At 54.3% G+C, this 20,484-nt stretch carries 15 protein-coding genes; 3 read left to right on the forward strand and 12 right to left on the reverse strand.

Annotated features, from left to right (window positions below; genetic code table 11):
- Window positions 1–72: 72 nt before the first annotated feature.
- Together SK3146_RS01275 and SK3146_RS01280 are read right to left on the reverse strand one after the other, a co-directional pair.
- Entirely contained in the window at window positions 73–1,728 is a 1,656-nt protein-coding gene (locus tag SK3146_RS01275) for an extracellular solute-binding protein (protein WP_249863355.1), read from the reverse strand.
- A 128-nt stretch (window positions 1,729–1,856) separates the two neighbouring features.
- Window positions 1,857–4,124 (reverse strand): helix-turn-helix domain-containing protein, encoded by a 2,268-nt coding sequence (locus SK3146_RS01280; RefSeq protein WP_249863356.1) that lies wholly within the window; start codon window positions 4,122–4,124, stop codon window positions 1,857–1,859.
- 196 nt (window positions 4,125–4,320) lie between these two features.
- On the opposite strand from SK3146_RS01280, the gene SK3146_RS01285 reads away from it, so the two are divergent.
- The 3 genes from SK3146_RS01285 to SK3146_RS01295 all read left to right on the forward strand — a co-directional run bounded on the left by SK3146_RS01285 (window position 4,321) and on the right by SK3146_RS01295 (window position 9,108).
- A complete protein-coding gene (locus SK3146_RS01285) occupies window positions 4,321–7,206 on the forward strand; it encodes a galactose-binding domain-containing protein (protein ID WP_249863357.1) in 2,886 nt (961 codons plus the stop codon).
- Window positions 7,207–7,422: 216 nt separating this feature from the next.
- Window positions 7,423–7,848 (forward strand): MarR family winged helix-turn-helix transcriptional regulator, encoded by a 426-nt coding sequence (locus SK3146_RS01290; RefSeq protein WP_249863358.1) that lies wholly within the window; start codon window positions 7,423–7,425, stop codon window positions 7,846–7,848.
- A 63-nt stretch (window positions 7,849–7,911) separates the two neighbouring features.
- Window positions 7,912–9,108, forward strand: a complete 1,197-nt coding sequence (locus SK3146_RS01295; RefSeq protein ID WP_249863359.1) for an MFS transporter — start codon at window positions 7,912–7,914, stop codon at window positions 9,106–9,108.
- 51 nt (window positions 9,109–9,159) lie between these two features.
- Here SK3146_RS01295 and SK3146_RS01300 read toward each other — a convergent pair whose 3' ends face one another.
- From SK3146_RS01300 to SK3146_RS01345, 10 genes are all read right to left on the reverse strand, one after another.
- Window positions 9,160–11,415 (reverse strand): ATP-binding cassette domain-containing protein, encoded by a 2,256-nt coding sequence (locus tag SK3146_RS01300; protein ID WP_249863360.1) that lies wholly within the window; start codon window positions 11,413–11,415, stop codon window positions 9,160–9,162.
- 221 nt (window positions 11,416–11,636) lie between these two features.
- Window positions 11,637–12,059 (reverse strand): SRPBCC family protein, encoded by a 423-nt coding sequence (locus SK3146_RS01305; protein ID WP_249863361.1) that lies wholly within the window; start codon window positions 12,057–12,059, stop codon window positions 11,637–11,639.
- On the reverse strand, window positions 12,056–12,385 hold the full coding sequence (locus SK3146_RS01310) for an ArsR/SmtB family transcription factor (protein WP_249863362.1): 330 nt from the start codon (window positions 12,383–12,385) through the stop codon (window positions 12,056–12,058). The genes SK3146_RS01305 and SK3146_RS01310 overlap by 4 nt, the downstream gene beginning before the upstream one ends.
- A gap of 264 nt (window positions 12,386–12,649) precedes the next feature.
- A complete protein-coding gene (locus SK3146_RS01315; protein WP_249863363.1) occupies window positions 12,650–13,582 on the reverse strand; it encodes an NAD-dependent epimerase/dehydratase family protein in 933 nt (310 codons plus the stop codon).
- Window positions 13,583–13,624: 42 nt separating this feature from the next.
- Complete coding sequence (locus SK3146_RS01320; RefSeq protein WP_249863364.1) at window positions 13,625–14,506, reverse strand: sugar phosphate isomerase/epimerase family protein; 882 nt, start codon at window positions 14,504–14,506, stop codon at window positions 13,625–13,627.
- Window positions 14,503–15,453, reverse strand: coding sequence for a sugar phosphate isomerase/epimerase family protein (locus SK3146_RS01325; RefSeq protein ID WP_249863365.1), 951 nt, complete (start codon window positions 15,451–15,453; stop codon window positions 14,503–14,505). Before SK3146_RS01325 ends, SK3146_RS01320 begins: the two co-directional genes overlap by 4 nt.
- 28 nt (window positions 15,454–15,481) lie before the next feature.
- Entirely contained in the window at window positions 15,482–17,134 is a 1,653-nt protein-coding gene (locus tag SK3146_RS01330; RefSeq protein WP_249863366.1) for an extracellular solute-binding protein, read from the reverse strand.
- Between the two features lie 87 nt (window positions 17,135–17,221).
- Complete coding sequence (locus SK3146_RS01335; protein ID WP_249863367.1) at window positions 17,222–18,118, reverse strand: carbohydrate ABC transporter permease; 897 nt, start codon at window positions 18,116–18,118, stop codon at window positions 17,222–17,224.
- A gap of 12 nt (window positions 18,119–18,130) precedes the next feature.
- The gene (locus SK3146_RS01340; RefSeq protein ID WP_249863368.1) at window positions 18,131–19,102 is read right to left on the reverse strand and encodes an ABC transporter permease; all 972 of its coding nucleotides are present in this window, start codon (window positions 19,100–19,102) and stop codon (window positions 18,131–18,133) included.
- 51 nt (window positions 19,103–19,153) lie between these two features.
- Window positions 19,154–20,482: an ABC transporter substrate-binding protein gene (locus SK3146_RS01345; RefSeq protein WP_249863369.1), complete on the reverse strand. Its 1,329-nt coding sequence runs from the start codon at window positions 20,480–20,482 to the stop codon at window positions 19,154–19,156.
- Window positions 20,483–20,484 lie beyond the last annotated feature (2 nt).

Below are 20,484 nucleotides of genomic sequence, written 5' to 3' on the forward strand. Positions count from 1 at the left end.
ACGGCTGCCGGCCGCAGTGTACGATCGCCGACTCGCGGCAATCCGCGCCGCCATGCAATTTATGCTGGTTCGTCACTTGGCCTTGCCCGCCATAAGGCGGTCGTACTGGGCTTGTCGCACCGCAAGCACATCGTCGATGCCGATGTCCCGAATTCTCTTGGTGAAGCTGTCCCACTTATCGATCGGCTCTTGACCGAGAATGAACTTGGCGACCATCTCGTCCTTGTACGTCGTAATGTCCGTCAGTTTCCGGTTCAAGCGGCTGGATTCCTCATTCGTCGGGGCGGCGAATTCCACGACGGGCACGATATACGGCTCCACCAGCTTCGCCCGCTCGGCCAGCGTCTCATCCGTCAGCTTCAGCATCGACACATATTCCTTCTTCATTACAAGACTGTTCAGCTGCCAGGCGCCGATCGAGCGCACCGCCTCGACCGGACCGAGCCCGTCCGGGTTGTGCAGAACGAAGTCCGTAAACACGGGCTTCCCATCCTTCATCGTATACGTCTTTCCTTCAACGCCCAGCGTGGAGCGCTTGGAATTTTCCATGCTGTAGATAACGTAGTCAAGCCAGCGCAATGCGATATCGGGATATTTGGAGTCCTTGGTGATGGCTGCGTTGCCGTTGGCGAGCCACGTCGTCTCGATATGTCCTTTGTAATTGTTCGGCCCTGCGGGCGGCTTCGTCATAACCCACTGCGCATTGGCTTCGCCCGCTTCCTTGAGCTTGTTGATCCACAGCGGATTCGATTCCTGCCATCCCAGAACGGCGCCGGACAGGCTGCGAATAATTTTCGAAGTGGCCTGGTCCTTGTTGTTCACGGCGAATTCCATGTCGAGCAGGCCTTCTTTTACAAGCTTGTTCAGGAACACAACCATTTCCTTGGCCCGCGGGTCCAGCCATTCGTATTGAATTTTGCCGTTTTTGTCCGGGTAGAAACCGTCGCTCGTCCGCAGATGCAAACCCCAGGCGTTGCCCCAGTAGTAGAGCTGCGCCGTCCCGTCGTAGTTGGTCATCGGGATTTCGTCGGCTTTGCCGTTCCCGTTCGGATCTTTCTCCTTAAACGCTTTCAAAACGCTGTACCAATCGTCGACCGTCTCGGGCTCCTTAAGTCCCAGCTTGTCGAGCCAATCTTTGCGAAGGAGCCAGCCGTACGGACCTGCGGCCACCTCCTCGTCCCTGGCTCCGGCCAACCGGTACGTATTGCCGTCCGGCGTCTTAAGCAGCGCAGGCAGCAAAGGCTTCTCCTTGAATACCGCAGCGGCGTTCTCTCCGTACTTCTTCAGCAGATCGTCCAGCTGGAGCAGCAAGCCGTCTTCTCCGTATTTGCCCAAATCGAATCGGGTGAAGATGATATCCGGCAAATTCGTTCTTGCGGCGAGCCGGGTTTGGATCGCCGTCGTGAACTGGCTGTTCGGCACGACCTCCCATTTGATCTTCACCCCGGTCACCTTCTCGATCTCCTGCCATACAGGCAAGTTCTGGGTCAGGCTTGCCGCCGCGTACGGATTGTCGGGCATCGCCACCGTCAGCGTTACGGAGCCGTCCTTCACGATAGGCATCGGGTTGGAAGGCGAGCCTGCGGTTTTGGCATCCTCTGACGGGCGAGGAGACGGGACGGGCGTTGCATCCATCCCTTCGGTCCCGGCGTTCGAACAGCCGGTGGCCGCGATAGCGCATGTCATAATAAAGGCAAACGCTGCTGTTGCTGATCTTGTTTTGTTCATGGGAACCCCCTTTTCGTATTCGCCGGTTTTATGCACCGGCTGGCCTTAGTATAGTCGGCGGCGGCGATAGCGGTCTACGAACGATGCTTGCTCTATGCCATACAAAATTTGTTTTTTGCCCAACTGGCCTACGGGTTCCCCTTATATTGGCTCGGCGTAATGCCCATATATTTTTTGAACAGCCGGCGGAACGTAATGTCGTTGTCGAAGCCGACTTTTTGCGCGACCTGCACGATCGTCGTCTCGCCGGTCAGCAGCCGTTTCGAAGCCTCGATGCGGCGGCGATTCACATAGTCGACGAAGTTCGTGCCGGTCTGGCTTTTGAAGTAACGGCTCAAATACGAGGGAGAGATTCCGAACGTATCCGCGACCGAGGTAAGCGACAAATTTTGATCGGTATAATGCTGCTCCAAATACGTCCGGATTTCCCGAATCAAATGGTCGTTGCGGCTTTGCCGCTCCTCCGCGGCGAGCCGGGCGGCTTCCTCGTACAGCCTGCGAATCGTATCGAGCATAGTACCCGGCTCCTCCTGCTGCAGCAGCTCGTTCGGACTGACCGACGGCGTCCGGGCGATATTGAGCTCCTCCAGAGCGGCGAGGGCGCATGTAGCTACCCGATAGCACAAAAACCGGATTCCGCCGAGCGGCAGACGGCTTGCTTGCAGCTCGGTCCGAACGACCCGATGCGCCATCTCGACCGCGCTCGCCGCATTGCCGTTCCGGATCGCCAGCTTCAGCTCCTCTTCCTCGCCGATCGTTCCCTTCCATTCGTGGGTATCGGAGAATCGCTCCGCATACAATATAGCGCCGTCCTCCTGAATGAACCGGTACTCCAGCGCGCGAAGCGCCTCGGCGTAGGACAAGTGCAGCTCAACAAGGCTCCGGTACTGCCTCCCGGCGCCGATCGCCCGGTAGGCGACGGACGCCCCCCGCAGCCCTTCCCGCAATAGCCCAACCGCTTCTTCCTCGGCTTCGCCGCTGTCCGCATTAAGAATGAGCGCCTTGCTTCGCCCGTCAAGCTCGACCCAATACATCGCGACGAGCCGCTGATCCAGCTCGGGCTTTAGCTGCTCGAGCAGGGCTTCCGGGTTCAACTGCCCTTCGTCCAGCAGCATAACAAGGCAGCGGTAATATTCGTGCGGGAACGAGATATCCAGCAGCTCCATCGTGCGGGCCGTCTCCGCATAGTCCACGTGGTCCGATTCATGCTTGAGCAGCTTGCTTAAGCATGTGTTTCGGGCGAGCGGCTTGTACAGCAATATTTCGCTCTCGCTGCGGTCCGCGTCATTCAGCATGGCGTAGATCGCATTTTGCAAAATCGCATATTCGTTGCTGCCGTTCTCGGCCGGCCGCAGCCGGGCTCGCACCAGACTGAGCATCTGCTCGATCGGACGGTAGTCCCGCCGCGCCAGCAAGTGAGAGACGGTCACGCCGATGAGCAAATAAAACATCATAAGCGCTATCGCCATCAGCCGGACGCTCTTCAGCTTGGCGGTCAGCATATTGTCCGGCACGACCAGATGATACGTCCAACCGTTCGCCCCCTCCGCAGATTGGACATGCGCGTAACCGGTTCCGTCCTCAGTGCGCATTGATTGCACGGAGCCGCTCGTACCTTGGGCCAGCTGCCGCTCCAGCGCCGCCCGGATAGCGGCATTGCCGCCGTAGCCGGTAACGTAGCGCCCTTGCCGGTCGGTTACATAGACGCTGCCGTTCTGCTTGACCAGGGCCGATTTGCCGAGCAGCTGCTGAATCGTCTCCTCCTTAATGAAAAGCAGCAGCGTCGCCTGGAACACGGAATCTCCGGGAGGCAGCGCATGCAGGTAGGTAAGGAGGCGTTTCGACTGATTCAGGACGCTCGCCTCCTCCGGCAGCAGCATCGTCCGGTTGTTCAGCTGCGACAGCCTATCCGACCAGTCTCCCGCCGTCAGCCGCTTGTAGCGGATCAGGTCGGAGAAGAACCGCTCACGGCTGTCTTTGCCGACGGTCGAAATGATCGTATCCTTGCCGCTGAAATCGATTGCAATCTCATCGACGAACGGGTACGTCGCCTGGAAAATGCGAAGCTCCTGCAGAATGCCGAGCAGCACCCCGATGTCGAGCCGGTCATAGCTTAAGCTGCTGCCCTCCATGTTCATCAGCTTGACCGCCCAAGGCATATAAGACAGTTGAACCGCAAACGAGTCCAACGTCTGAAAGTTCCGGTCGACTTCCGTGCGAATATCTTCCGCGATGCCGCTGTAGGTCTTGTGCGTTTCCTTCTCGATCGCATTCGTCAGCCAATAATAGGTCGCCACACCGAATACGATCAGCGGCAAAGTAATGATTAGTATGTAGGAGTACAGCACCTTCGCGAATATGGAACCCGAACGGCCGCGGAAGATGAGCTTCTTCATGATGGACCCTCCCCGTTGTTTTGAATGGTTGCTTCATCGTCGATCTTTCGAACAACACTATTCGCTTTCCGGTTCGCAATTCCTGCCTTGCAAAAATGATATGGGTCCGATCAATTTTTGATCGTTGAACAAGCGCCGCCTTCGGGCATGATGGGAATATCCCGCCATGCGAGTGGCACAAAGGAGGCAGTAAGCGATGAGTATAGCAAGAAACATACGCGCGACGCTGGTCGTCGTATGGGCGGCCGCCATTATTTTTGCAACCGCTGTCATCTTCACATTTTCCCCCGCAACGGTATACGGTCAGATCGGCAATGGGCTGAAGGGCGAGTATTTCGACAACGCAGACTTTACCGATTTGAAAATAACCCGAACCGATGCGAACGTCAACTTTAACTGGGGAGCGGGAGCTCCCGACCCGTCCATGGGCGCGGATTCGTTCTCGGTCCGCTGGACCGGGCAAATTCGGCCTCAGTATTCGCAGAAGTATCAGTTTTACGCCGGCTTCGACGGCGGCGTCAGGCTGTGGGTCAACGGAGAACTGCTGCTGGATCAATGGTCTGACCAGACGGCGGCGGAATGGACTTCGTTCATTACATTAACGGCTGGCACCGACTACGACATCCGGCTCGATTACTATTCCAATACCGGGAACGCCTCCGTCAAGCTGTACTGGTCCAGCGCGAGCCAAGCGAAGCAGATCGTGCCGCAGAGCCGCCTGAGCGAGACGCCGCCGCTCATCAGCGCCGGGAAAACGGCAACGGCCCAAACCTTCGAAGCCGGTCACGGTCCGGAATACGGCAACGACGCCGATGCGACCAACTCCAGCTACTGGTCCGCGTATCCGTATCCGCAGTGGTGGCAGCTCGATCTCGGCGCGAGCTACGACATCAAGACGGTCCGCATCCGCAACTACGTTGACGGGACCCGCTATTACCGGTATACCGTTCAGACGAGCGCGGACGGGACGAGCTGGACGACCGTTGCGGCGAAAACGAACAACGATGCGGCGGCCGATGCCGGCGACACGTATGCGGTCAGCGGAACCGGCCGATACATAAGGGTCAACGTCACATATGACTCCGCCAATCGGGGCACGCACATCAGCGATGTTAAAGTTTACGGTTATAAAGCGTGCACGTTGGACCCGATCTTGCTCACAACCGGCAAAACGGCCGAGGTGGAAGCGCTGCCCTCCTCCCCCGGCGATCCGATCACCACTTACACCCAGACGGGCCACGAACCGCAATATGCGATCGACGGCGACGCCTCCAACAGCAGCTACGCCAGCATCTCGCCGTACCAGCATTATTGGCAGGTCGACCTGCAGGACAATTACAAGATCAAGCAGCTGAACATCCGCAACTACGCCGACGGAACCCGGTATTATCAATACCGTATTTATGTCAGCAAGGATCAGTTCAACTGGACGGAAGTTGCGGCGAAAACGGACGAAAAGGCGGCCGTCAACCAAGGGGACTCGTATGCCGTCGACGCCGTCGGGCGTTATATCCGTGTGATGGGAACGTATAATTCGGCTAACGCGGTGTTTCACATTTCCGATTTCAAAGCGTACGGCTACAGGGAAAATGTGCCCGTTCCCGAGCCCGTCGCAAACCGCAGCGCATTCAGCATCATCCAATCGTCCGATAACGATGCGGCAAGCGGGATTACATTCATTCCCAGCCCGGATTCGACCCATGAATACGGAATCGGCAGCGACTCGGACGCTTCCAGCGCCACCGTCGCCGGTCGTTATCTGCGCTTCGACAATGTGGATTTCGGCTCCACAGGGGCGAATCAATTTATTGCCCGCGTATATACGCCGAACGCCGATGCGGGGCAGCCGCAAGAGACGGTCCGGCTTGAGGTGCGGCTCGATTCGCCGACGGGGACGCTGGCCGGCACGCTTCCCGCCTTCAAGCAGTGGACGAGAAACAGCACCCTGGCCTGCGACATGGCCAACGTGACAGGCGTGCACAACGTCTACTTGGTCATCGGCAACAATTCGGCCAAAGGGCTCGGGATCAACTGGTTCCAATTTGCGCGTAAGACAGCGCTGCCGTCTCCCGCGCCCAGACCTGCCCCGCTCCCGGCTCCGGTCGCTTACAACGTCTATTTCGGCAATTTGCACAGCCATACCGCGTTCTCCGACGGCAAGAGCGTCCCGGATACGGCGTTCAATTACGCCAGAAACACGGCGCATCTCGATTTTCTCGCCGTAACCGACCATTCCAATTTATACGATCACGACCTCGCTTGGGATCAAAGCTTGGAATGGCGGGATTTGAAAGCATCCGCCGACCGCAATACGGTGAACGGCAGCTTCGTCGCCATCGCCGGCAGCGAAACGACCTGGTACCCGCCGGGCGGGTTCGGCCATATGAATACGTTCGCGATGGAGCATTTTAACACGTATGAAACGGAATATAACGATGCGAACCGCTTCTATGCCGCAGCGAAGCAGTATCCGGCGTCGATCGTGCAGTGGAACCATCCGTGGGACGCCGACTTTAACGGCTTTACGCCCTACGATGCGGATGTCGACAACGTCATGGACTTAATAGAAACGGCGCAATCCGGGCATCCGAGCATCGACAATTTGAGTCATTACACGACGGCGCTTGATTTGGGCTGGCATGTAGCGCCGAGCGGCAATCAGGATAATCACGCGGCGAACTGGGGGACGCTCGATACGCGCAGAACGGCGATACTGGCGGAGAAGCTGACGAGGGAAGACATCTATGACGCGATTCGCAGCCACCGGGTGTACGCGACGACGGATGCGAACATGAAGGTTATGTTCAAAATCAACAATCAAATGATGGGGTCGACGCTGTCCAATCCGTCCGCTTTGAATTTTACGATCGGTGCGGCAGATCCCGACGCAGGCGACACGATCAAAAAAATCGAGGTATATACGGAGGGCGGGCAGCTGGCCGGTTCCGCCAATTTCAACTCCAACAATGTGAGCTGGACCAGCTTTTCCGTGACGAACAATACCAAGAAATATTACTTTATCAAGGTAACTCAAGCCGACGGCCAAGCCGCGGTCACAGCTCCGATCTGGACCGGTTTGTAGAAGCTGGCTAGTGCTGCCGGGAAACGCGCGCGTATTTTAAATTAGACGGAAACAAGCCTTCCCCTCAACCGAGCTTTTGCCGATTATAACTGGCTACTCCAAGGAATCCTTGGAAGTAGCCTTTTTCAACCGGTTTGACGATTTCGATATTGACAAGAAATTTATTCCATGTTAATGTTTGTATGTACAAACAACAACTTGAGAGGGTGATTACAAATGATAGCTGATTTATTAAATGGATGCCTTTACTTTACGGCGAATCAACTCGCTCGTGAAGCTGGAAAAATAGCCGATGAAGAATTTATGTCCCTTGGTCTGTCCCCTACTTACGCCTTTTTGATGCTGGCAGTGAAAGAGGAACCCGGGATAACCTTGACTGATTTATGTAAAATTTTGAACATCGCACCTTCTACCGGTACTCGCTTAATCGATAAACTGATTCATAAACGGCTAGTAGAACGAAGAACGGAAGGAAAACTTGCAAAAATCTTTCTCACCGAAAAAGGCGCAAACTTACATGGCGACATCAAGCTTTGCTGGGATCGGCTGTATGAACGGTACTCCTTGATTTTCGGGAAAGAAGCAGGCGACGAGCTCACCAAGCAAGCGCTGCTTGCAAGTGAACGTATTAAAAATCACTAATTTTTTTAATATTATATTTGTATGTACAAACAAATAACAATAATAGATAGGCGGATGATTAAAATGAACAAAAAAATGATAACCCATATTCCTCTCATCGCTTTAGCGCTCAGCACCTTTGCCATTTGTATGGCAGAATTCGTGATCATGGGGCTGATACCGAACATATCGAACGACTTGCATATTTCCCTCCCCTCGGCCGGATATTTAATTTCAGGCTATGCATTGGGGGTTGCCGTCGGTTCTCCTATTATGGGGATTCTCATTAAACGGATGTCTACGAGAAACCAGTTATTTTTGCTAATGGGAATCTTTGTTGTCGGGAACGCGATTTCCTTGATCGCTTCAGATTACAGCTTTTTACTGCTCGGGCGCATTGTCGCTTCCTTTACGCACGGTTCATTCATCGGGCTCGCTACTGTCGCCGCAACCAAAATCGTCTCTGCCGAAAAACAGGCGGCCGCCATCTCGATCATTTTCGGAGGGTCTACGATTGCCAATGTGCTAGGGGTTCCGTTCGGCACCTTCATCGGTCAACAATTTGGATGGCGTGCCACCTTTGCCGTGCTCACTTGCTTGGGAATTATCGCGGTGCTCGCGCTTCTGCTCTTTATTCCCAAGATAGAGCTGGGAGAACGACCTAAATTAAGTACGGAATTAGGGGCCTTGGTTCGACCCCGTATTATTCTCTCGTTGGTGATGGCTATTTTCAGCTTTGGCGGGATCTTTGCTACCTTCACTTTTATCGCACCCATGCTGGAGCAGTCTATTCACGTTTCTCCGAATCAAATCACTTGGATTTTTCTAATCTTCGGTATCGGCCTTACGGTAGGCAATATGTTAACAAGCCGATTGGCAAAATGGAAATCGGGAAATGTGCTGCTGGGAAATGCTATCTTTCTTGCAATTGTGCTAGGTACGATGTACTGGTCCGCCGAAAATATCGTCACGGCCTTCCTCAATGTATTCTTACTAGGGGCTGCGATGATGGGAATGATCAGCTTCTTGCAGCTCAGCATTATCAATAAAGCAAAAGATGCCCCCAATCTCGTTTCCATCGTCAACGTCTCCGTGTTGAATTTAAGCAATGCGGCAGGAGCGTTCGCCGGAGGATGGGTCATTGAAAGCTCGCTTGGAATGAGAGCTCTTCCCGCCGTCTCTTTACTTATTACAGTCATTGGCATCGCCCTTATCTTATATATTAACTATCGGGATCATAAAGGTGCGGAACGTATTTCCATCCGACAATATGCGAAGTAACACAGACAAGGCCCTCTTGAGAAGAGAGGCCTTGTTCTTTGTATATCCAAATTACTTCAAATATCTTCCCGTGATCGACTGCTCCGCATGGATGATCTGCGCAGGTGTGCCTTCGAACACCACCTGACCGCCCTTGCTGCCTCCGTCCGGTCCCATATCGATGATCCAATCCGCTTGGCTGATCACATCGAGGTTATGCTCGATGACGATCACCGTATTGCCGGCATCCACAAGGCGGTTCATGATTTCCAGAAGATGGCCGATATCGGACATATGCAGGCCGGTCGTCGGCTCGTCCATCACGTAGATGCTGCCGTTTTTATGCAGCTCGCTGGCCAGCTTGATGCGCTGGCATTCCCCGCCCGAAAGCGTGCTGAGCGGCTGGCCGAGCGTAATATAGTTCAGCCCCACATCGCTCATAGCCTGGAGCTTGCGCACAACCTCTTTGATTTGGAAAAAATCCAATGCCTGCTCTACCGTCATCTCCAGCACTTCCGCAATGGATTTGCCGTTCAGCTTGTACGCCAGCACCTCTTCCTTAAATCGTCTGCCTCCGCATACTTCGCACGGCAGCTTCACGCTGTCGAGGAAGGCAAGGTCTGTATATACGACGCCGAGCCCTTGGCAGTTCTCGCATGCCCCCTTGGAATTGAAGCTGAACAAGCCTTGGTTCACCTTGTTCGCGGAAGCAAACGCCTTGCGCACGTCATCCATAATGCCCGTGTAGGTCGCGGGATTCGAGCGTGTCGACACGCCCACCGCCGATTGGTCGATGACGATCGCATCCGGATGCCGGCCGAGGAACACTTCGTTAATCAGCGTGCTTTTGCCTGAGCCGGCGACCCCCGTTACTACCGTCAGCACTCCGGTTGGAATATCTACACTTACGTTCTGCAAATTGTGCAGATTCGCATCCTTGACGGACAGCTTGCCGGACGGCTGCCTGCAATCGCGTTTCAGCCTGATCGGCCGCTTCATATGGGTGCCTGTCAGCGTATCCGCCGCAAGCAAGCCTTGGAAGCTTCCTTCGTATACGATACTGCCGCCGCGGCTGCCGGCGTAAGGCCCGACGTCGACGATATGATCCGCCACCTTGATCACATCGGGATCATGCTCGACAACAATGACGGTATTGCCCTTGTCGCGCAGCTTTTGAAGCAGTTCGTTTAACCGGTGCACATCGCGGGGATGCAGGCCGACGCTGGGCTCATCGAAAATGTAAGTCACGTCCACCAGGCTGCCGCTTAAGTGCTTCACCATCTTGACGCGCTGCGACTCGCCGCCGGACAACGTATCCGTCTCGCGGTCCAGCGTCAAGTAATCCAGTCCGATATCCGCCAGATGCTGCAGCCGTTCGGTCAGCGACCTCACGATCGGCGCAGCGACCGCGTCGTCAATCTCCCGGATGACGCGGATGAGCCGCCCGACCTCCATCGAGGACATGTCCGCAATGTTCAGTCCGTTGATCCTGCAGCCGAGCACGGCTTGGTTGAGTCTTGCGCCGCGGCAGCTTGGACAAACCCCCTCGGAGATGTACGGCGCAACAGATTGCTGCGTACGTTCGGACATCGTCTTCAAATCCCGCTTGATGTACTTATTGGTAAACTTCTCGATGCAGCCTTCCACCGTAATGTTCACAGTCTTGCCGCCAAACTGAGTACCCACTTTCTTCGCCTTGCCGTGCAGCAGCTGCTCCAGCTCCTCCTCCGGATAATCGCTCAGCTTCTTATCGGGATCGAAGGGCCCGGCCTGCACGAGCATCGCCCAATCCAACCCGTCTACCGCATAGCCGGGCAGCATAATGGCCCCTTCGCGCAGCGACTTGGACTTATCCAGCGCCTTGCTCATGTCGACGCGCAGGCTGCGGCCGATCCCGCTGCACTCGGGACACATGCCCTGGGGATCGTTAAACGAGAACATATGCGCTTGTCCGACATAGGGCCGGCCGACTCGGGAAAAGAGCAGACGGAGAATGGGAGAAATATCGGTAATCGTGCCCATCGTGGAATGGGACCCGCCGCCCAGCCGCTTCTGATCCACAATGACGGCCATGCTCAGGTTCTCGATCGCGTCCGCATCCGGCTGCGGATAGCGCGGCAGAAAATTGCGCACGAACATGCTGAAGTTCTCGTTCAGCAATCGCGTCGATTCTGCGGCAATCGTATCGAAGACGATCGATGACTTGCCGGACCCGGATACGCCGGTGAAGATCGTAATCTTCCGTTTGGGAATGCGCAACGATACGTTCTTGAGATTGTTTTCTCTCGCACCTGAGATGACGATATATTCCTGATTTGCTTCGCTCATGTTTAACATCCTCCGATCATGTCAATTTAGGCTTATTCACTCATTGTACCATGCATCGTGATGGAATGCCGGACAGCGCGAGCTCCGACAAGGTATGATTCTAATTACACGACAAAAGCTTGTCAGAGTGGTCCAAATGAGCATAAACCGGCCGCATGTAGGCTGCAGCCGGTGTATGCTCATTCGGGTACGGCATTTCGGGTATTTCGTACCGAGTGCGATTACTGTACCAACAACTTTTCAAGCTCGCCGCACCATTTCGTCCAGCCGTACTTGGCGCCTTCGACACCTTGCGGGTTTGAGAATCCGGTTTGATCGAGATGAAGGTTTACCTTTCCGTCTCCTAAATCCTGCAGCGTCCAGGTGACCGTATGCTTCTCTCCTCCGCTGGCCCAAGTATAGGAAAGTCGGTTAGGTTCGTCCACAATAAGCACTTCGCCGTCAATAATCCCATCCCACCATTCGGACGGCTGAGTGCGAAATTGAAAACGGTGCCCTACGACAGGCTTAAAATCGTTATCCATCGCCTGGCCGCTGTGAATATTAACCACCCACTTGGCGAGCTTGCTGGAATCGGTTAAGGCGGACCAAAGCTTCTGAATCGATGTCGTAAATTGAAAATCCAAGGCTAATGATAAACTCATATTTCTTCCTCCTCTAATAATTGGTTCAAACGCAGCATATTCGCGCTCCAGAATTTTCCGTAGAAAGCTACCCAATCTTGTATTTCTTTAAGCGGGGCGGCGTTCAGCCGAAATCGCGTTTCTCTGCCGACTTTTCGTTCCAGCACCAGTCCCGCCTCTTTGAGAACGTTCAAATGCTTGGATACCGCTGTACGGCCCATTGAAAATTGCGCCGTTAGCTCATGAAGCGGCTTCTCCTCTGTTTCTGCTAACAAACGAATCAGCCGGCGCCTAGTCGGGTCTGCAATAGCGTCAAATACATCCCGTAACTGGTTATTCTTGCTCACAACACCCTCTCCTACATAGTATTGCCAAAGGGCAGCCTTTCATATCGCCTTCGCCTTGCACGAGGCGATGCTTTGATATGCGACACCGTTTGGTGTCTGTTTGAATTATAGGACACCATTTAGTGTCGTGTCAACTGTATTTTAAAATTTCACAGGCAATCCGGTGGCAAACCGGGAAATCCAATGAAGAAAGACGCTGCCGTCCCCACTGAACGTGGTTTGGGAAGCGTCTTTAAAAGTCATGCCACCCGGCTCTCCGGCGGCTTAGAAGTCGTGCGGCGGATTTCGCCACGAATATTTTGGCTCGTAGCCCAGCTTTTCGCGCAGTTTCCTGCCGGTGATCACGCCGTCCGTCCCTTCCAAATGGCCGGCGAGCTCCTTCAAATCCGGCCAATGCCGTTCGACGACCGTTTTCGTATCCTCCCAATGTCTGCTATCCGTGTGGAGATAAAAGGCCTCAAACAGCTCCAGGTTGGTCGCCTCCAGCGCCAGGGCAAACGCTTGCGCCGCATCGCGCGGGTCGATATATTGATGCGTCGTGCCGATCGGGCCGCCCGTATGATTCGGACGCGCCTCGGGCGTTATATTGTATTTATACGTATCTCTTTGGAACGGATAATCCACCCCGTTGAGACGAAACGCTACGGTGCGGATGCCGTACGCCAATCCGAATGCCTTCAAGGTCTCCTCATTGATCAGCTTGGAAAGGCTGTAGGAATCCTCCGGCTGCAGCGGATGTTCTTCGTCAATCGGCAAGTAATGAACCCGGAACGGCCTGTCGCTGATGCGAAAGCCAAGGCCCAGCACATAGTAGGAGGAAGCGGCAACGACGGTCTTGACATGGAATCGGCGCGCCGCATCCATCAAATAATAGGTTCCCATCGTATTGACCCGCATCGTCTCGTCTTCCGGCATCCGCTGAATTCTGCTGCGCCCGGGCTGCAACGAAGTATCGTGCGTAATGGCGCCGAGATGAACGATGGCGTCCGCTCCGGACAGGTGAAGCGCGCGCATATTATCCTCAAGCGAGGTTAAGTTGCCTTTGACGAACGGAACCCCCTTCGGAAACGAGTCCGGATCGGGCGTAACCATATCGAAGGCGGTCACTCGATAGTTGCGCTCCAACAAATAATCGATCGTATACCGGGCCAACCGCCCGGCTCCTCCGGTTATCAATACGTTCTTATTGGTCGACATCGTCCCTAGCCTTCTTTCCCTTGATTTGACTGATGCATTCCCTTATACCGTGCGGAAGTTGCGATATCCCAGCTGCTCTAAATAACGCTTGCTTGCTTGAATCGCTTCCAGCGGCGGCATCATCGGACGGCCCTTCCGGGTCGGGCTCCACTGATTGCCGTCGAGCTCAACCAGCGCATAGTGGCTGTAATCGCGCTCCTCCAAATAGTCAAGTATGCCTTGAATATTGACCGTCCCCATACCGAGCGGCGTGTAGCCGAGAAATCCGGTTTTGTCGATTTCGCGCCCCTCCGCATCCCTCTCGACCGGGCCGCCGATATAGTCTTTGATATGCACCATGCGAATCAGCTCGTAATATTCCTTGACCAGCTCGAACGGGTCGGAGCCGCCCTTGGCGATTTGGCCGAGGTCCGGCGCGAAGGTAACCGCATCCGCATCCACCCCGTCCATCACCCTGCGTATTTCTTCCTCCGTTTCAACGGGCGTTCCGGTATGCGGATGAAAGCAGCAGAGCAGCCCTTGATCGCAAATCCGCCTGGCGAGCTCGTTTAACGTTGTCGTAATATGGGAATCATACTCCGTAATGTCGAAGCCGCTGCGCTGTATCATCATACCGCCGATGACGACAACCGGCCCGTTAAATTGCTTATACAGCCGTACCCAATCCATCACCTGCCGGATGCCTTCCTCGCGTTTGCCCGGATCGACGAGATCCAGATGACAATATAACGAGGTTAATTGCAGCCCGCTTCGCTGAAACCGTTCCGGCAAATCCCGGCCGCTCTTCTCCCAATCATCCAGAACCCAGCCGAACGTTTCCGTTCCCCAATAACCGCAAGAACCGATGGCTTCAATAGCTTGATCCACTTCATGGTTATCCCAAGTAATCGCTGTATGTCCGATTCGAATCCGCCGCTTCGTCATGGGCGCTCCTCCGATCCGTTCGCTTTTTCGTCCAGCAATGCTTGCAAATAGCGGATGCCTTGCGCAAAATATTCATATTCCTGCTCCCACTGGTCCCGGTTCGGGTCCCAAGCCATCCATCCCGGCTCTATCAGCAGATGCAAGCCGTCGGCGCGCGGACTATGCCTTGCGAGAAGATCGATCGCCCGCGACAAGTCGACATGACCTTCCCCCAGGCCGCATCCTTGCGCCGTCATCGGAATGTATCCCCGGACCGGCATATCGACAACAGCCATATCCTTCATATGGGTCGTGAACGCATAGGGGGCCAGCGCTTCGATATCGTCCTGCGGATCGCAAAACACCGTAAATCCGTTAGCCGTATCCAGAGCGGCGCCGACATTCGCCAAATCCGTTTGGTCCAACAAATAACCCATTTCCCGTCCGGTAAAATCGCAATGATTTTCCACGGCCAGCCCCACTCCCGCATCCGCAGCGATATGGCCCGCTTCGCGCAAAGCAGGAACCAGAGAATCCAGATGCTCGCGAACATTCATGCTTCGATTGAAGCGGCTCGTACTGACATTCAACCGTCCGTAGCCGGTCCGCACAACCGGCACACCCAGAAGCCGTGCCTGCCCGACGGCTTTCAAGAAACGCTGCCTGGCCTCGGCATCCGCATAAGGGCCGCTTACCCCGAAAGCGCCGGGGGCGGTCAGCTCCAGCTCTACGCCAAGCGAATCGGCCAGCGCCTTGATGGCGAGCAGCTTGCCTTCGTCGTCCGGCAGCACGCCGAATCCGATCTGGTGCGCCGTGCAGCCTAGAGCGGCCAGCCGGCGAATTTGCCACTCCGTGATGTCTTCCTTGGGCATATCCGGCGGCGCTGGATAAAAGCTGCCTTGTACCCCGATTTTCATGGAGCGCAGCTTGGCGCTCACATCCCGGTCTATTTGCAGCAGATCGTTCATTCCTTTCGCCCTCCTTCCGGTTGATAGGTTATTTACCTTTCCAATTTTTGTCGTATTCGCTTTGCTGAATGCTGATAAATTCATCGTTTCCGATTTTTTTCAGCTCGCCCAAATACGTATCCCAATCTTTATCGATGCTCCGGTTGCCGACGATAAAATCCGCCGTAGCCGCTTCATAATACTTTTTCAAGTCCTGCCGGAGCTGATTGTATTTCTGTGCGGTGTCCGGGCTAAAGAAGAACTTCGGCACGGAAACTTTTTCCGCGTATTTATCGTACAGTTTGGCTGATTCGAACAACGAGGTCTCCAGGTCGAACTGGCCCGCCTCCAGCTTCGCCCGCGCATCGGAGCCCCAGCGCTGCCATACGCTGTTTGCGCCGTGCCAATGCGCTTTCTGCGGGTCCTGCCAAATGTCGTGGCCGATGATCGCGAATTGCGCGTCGCCGCCGTTGGCCGCAATCGTCCCGGCCTTCGGCTTCTCCCAGTTCACGCCCGGTGTACCGTAACGTCCTCTGGCGCTCGCATCCGGCGTGAATTGAAAATCGATCCACTTGATCGCAGCGACCTTGTCTTTAACCGATGCGGGGATCATGAACTTGTAGCTGGCAATAATGCCGTAGTCGTTGCGGTAAGCGTTCTGGAAGCCGTTCGGCCCTTTAAGCGGCGGAACGATCTCATACTTCAATCTCGTGGAATCGTTGGCTGCGAATACATGCTGCCCGCCGCCGGCGACTGCGGCAACGGTCAGGCCGCCGTTCAGCTCGACCGTTTGCTTCATTTGATTTTCGTCGTTCGTGAATGCCGAAGGATCGATTAAGCCTTCGCCGTACAGCTTGTTCAGATAGCGCAGCCCCTCTCGCCATTCCGGCGTTGCATAAGCGGCCGCAACCTTGTCGTTTTTAACGTAGAGGCCGTCCCCGTCAAAATAAGTAAACGCATGCAAAACGAATTGATGAACGTTGGCGTACCAGCTTTTCGGCGATCCGGTGATGCCGATCTCATCGGCTTTTCCGTTGCCGTTCGGGTCCTTTTCTTTGACCGCCCTCAAGTACTGCGCCAGTTCGTCCGTCGTTTCGGGCATTTTCATATTCAGTTTTTTGAGAAAATCGGAGTTGATCCAGAAGCGCATCGCCCGGTCGCAGTTATAGCAAACCCCCAGCTCCCGAAGTCCGTAAATATGTCCGTCCGGCGCGGTAACCGACTTTTTTAAATCCGGATACTGCTCGAACTGCTGCTTGATGTTGGGCGCGTACTTCTCGATCAACTCTTCGAGCGGAATGAGCGCGCCTTGGGAGCCGTAGGTCGCCAGGAAGGAGTTGTCGGCGCCGAAATCGCCCATAACCACATCGCCCAAATTACCGCCGGAGGATAGCTCGAGGTTCAGCTTCTGCATCTTGTCGGCGTCGGGAAACAGATTCCATTTGACCTGAATATTCGTTTGATCCTGCTCCCAAGTCGTCAATTCGTTTTCACCGTATTCGTACGATAAAGTATTCGGCCAACGCGGTGTCGTGACCGTCAAGGGGGTTAGTTTCTTGGAGCCGTCCTTAGGTTGATCCGTCTTGTTGCTGCTGTCATTGCCGGTTTGCGAGGAGGAAGCCGACTCCGGGTTCGAGCAGGCGCTGACAACCATCGTTACTGCAAGAAGCGACGTTAGAAAGCCGATGAGCCCTTTTCTCACATACATTCTCCCTTCCATTGGATCTTATATAAATCAACCGGAACCCCGAATAAAGGGCTGCGGTTGGCTATATCCAGCGTGCTGCGGTCAACCTTTAATAGATCCGATCATCACACCTTTAACGAAATGCTTTTGTACGAACGGATAGACCAGCCAGACTGGCAGGCTGGCAACGACAACGATGGCATATTTGACCAGATCGGCTAGCCCCTGCTTGCGCATCATCGATTCGGGATCGGTGATCGTACTCGGATCAATGTTGTTCTGGACGAGAATATCGCGCAGAACGATTTGCAGCGGATAGAGCGTGTCGCTCTTCAAATAAATAAACGCGTTGAAATACGAATTCCAATGATAGACGCCGTAGAACAGCACCAGCACGGCCGTAATGGCTTTGGACAACGGCATGACGATATGCCAAATGAACTTCACATGCGAGCACCCGTCTATCGCAGCCGCTTCATACAGCTCCTGGCTTATGGTCGTCTGGTAGAACGTCCGGGCGATAATCACATTGAATACGCTCAGACCGGCCGGCAGCAGCATCGCCCATCTCGTGTCAATCATATGGAGGTTTTTCATCAGCAAATAGTTCGGAATCAGCCCGCCGTTAAACAGCATGGTGAACGCAAACAGATACATGATGATATTCCGCCCGACCATCGTCTTTCTCGATAAAGGATAGGCGGCCATAATCGTTAACGTAATGTTGATCAATGTGCCGGTCACCGTGTAAAATAACGTATTCGTATAGCCGATCACAATGCGCGGGTCGCGGAACACCGCTGCATAGCCTTCCAGGGAGAAATCGACCGGCCACAGAAACACTTTTCCGGTGACAACCGCTTCTCTCCCGCTGAAGGAAGCGCTGAATATATAAATCAAAGGGTATAATACGATCAAGAGAGCAAGCAGCAGAAGCAAATCGTTGCAGAAGTAAAACATTTTATCCGACCGGGTCAACGCCAATTTCGATTCCTTCATCGCTTCGCCTCCTCACCATAAGCTGGTTTCTCCGACTTTCTTGGCAATCTGGTTCACCGTCATAATTAGGAATAAGTTAATAAAGGAGTTAAAAAATCCGATCGCCGTCGCGTACGAATAGTTCGGAGCCGACGAAGCAAGGCTGACGGAGTACACATAGGTCGAGATAACCTCGGATGAAGCGATGTTCAGCGGATTTTGCATCAAATAAATTTTCTCGAAACCGATCCCCATAATATGTCCCATGTTCAAAATCAGCAGCGTAGTGATGGTCGGCGCGATACCGGGCAAATCCACATTCCAGATGCGCTGTATCCGGCTTGCCCCGTCGATGGTCGCCGCCTCGTGAATTTCCTGACTGATCCCGGACAGGGCGGCCAAATAAATAATCGTTCCCCAGCCTGCGTGCTGCCATATGCCGGACCATACGTAGATCGACTTGAACATGGAGGGGTCCCCCATGAAGTTCATCGGCTCGATCCCCAATTGCCCAAGAGCGAGATTGACAATGCCGATTCGCGGATTCAGAAATTGCAGGATAATTCCGACCATCACGACCGTAGATATAAAATAAGGCATGTACGTAATGAATTGGACGGCTTGCTTGAATTGGGTCCGCAGGGTGGCATTCAAGGCGAGCGCCAAAATAATCGGAATCGGAAACCCGGCAACCAGCTCATAGACGCTGATCAAAACCGTGTTTCTGACGACGCTGATAAACTGGTACGATTCGAAAAACTTGGCGAAATGCTTAAAGCCTACCCACGGACTGCCCCATATTCCCTGAAATACATGAAAATCCTTAAACGCCAGCTGCAAACCGTACATAGGGCCGTATTGAAAAATAAGAAGCCAGGCGAACGGAAGCAAAATAATGACATAAAGCTGGTAATCGATTTTGATTTGTCTCCAGAGTCTCTTGCGGCGAGTTGCAGTCAGCTGGGCGGAATAATTCATTTTTACCGAATCTGCATCAAAACCCATAGGAATCCTCCTTATCGTAGCGCTTACATATGGATCGGCGGAAACCTCACATCAGTTGCCCCGATGAAGATTTGTAAACGTTTCTAAATTCGCGAACGCTTCCTCCGGCGGCTTCCCGGCCAAAATCGCTTGAACGGTTTGATTGTACTCATCGCCGATGACCGTGCCGAGTCCCACATCATAGAAGATAAACAGCCGTTTCATACCCGTCAGCTGCTCTTGCAGCGCCTGCGTGAGCTGAGGGGTAAGGCCGGGATCAAGCTCCAGCTTGATGACCGGAATATCTCCGCCTTTCTCGGCGATCTTCCGCTGATACTTCTCGCCGGTGAACATCTTCAAAAGCTCGATCGCCGCCGCTTGATCCTTCGCCTCGGCATTGACCGCAAAATTAACGGAGGTTTGCCCGAGCCAGGTGTCCATGTCTCCCTTGCCGTTCGGAAAAGCGGGGAACGGGATGACGCCGACCGAGTCCTTGATCTTGGAATCATCGGCAATCATCTGATTGATCGCCCAGCTGCCCGTCACCAGCATCGCCGCTTGTCCCTGTTTGAACATTAAGTTAACGGCATCGTTGTCGAGCTCGAGGAACGATTGCGGAAAAGCGCCGTTATCCCGCAATTGCTGCATCACATGGCCCGTTTCAATGAAAGACGGGTGCAGCCAGCTTCCTCTGCCTTCCATGATCGCATCGTACGGTTCATTGCCCCCGATGCGATTGGCCACCATCTCGCTGAACTGCGCGGCCGTCCACGGCGTTTTCGCGCCGAAGGCCAAAGGAGTCACCCCGTTCGCTGCCAATACCCGGACGACCGACAGCAATTGCTCGTACGTCCGCGGGGGGACAAGACTGTGCTGCTCGAAAATGTGCTTGTTGTAAAATAAGGCTACGACCGCAAAAGAGCTGGGAACCGCGTAAATCTTATCCCGATAGGACAATAGATCGAGCACGCCGGGATTAAAGCTCTCCTTCCATTTCGGATCGACAGCAAATGCATCGTCCAGAGAAAGAAGTCTATCCGCAGCGGCATATTTCCCCAATACGCCGGCGGCATGGCTCATAAAAAGATCCGGTCCGTGGTTCGCCGCAATTCCCGCATTGAGCTTCGCGTAGTATGGGGTGCCGGGAATGTGGCGAACGGACATGGACGCATGCACATCCTCTCGGGCATTGAACTCGGCTACGACTTCGCTGTAGATGTCGGTGATCGGGTTGCGCTCCCGCATCCAGTCATACATAACCATTCTTACCTTTTCTTTCTCCGCATGCCCGACGGACGGCATCCTGCCCGTTTGGAACTGCGTGTTCGCGCAAGCGGTTACTGCGGTAAAGAAGACGAGCATCAAGAGCAACGCTATCGATTTGACCATTCCCAATCCCACCC

The sequence above is a fragment of the Paenibacillus konkukensis genome (assembly GCF_023523925.1).
Taxonomy (GTDB): Bacteria; Bacillota; Bacilli; order Paenibacillales; family NBRC-103111; genus Paenibacillus_S; species Paenibacillus_S doosanensis.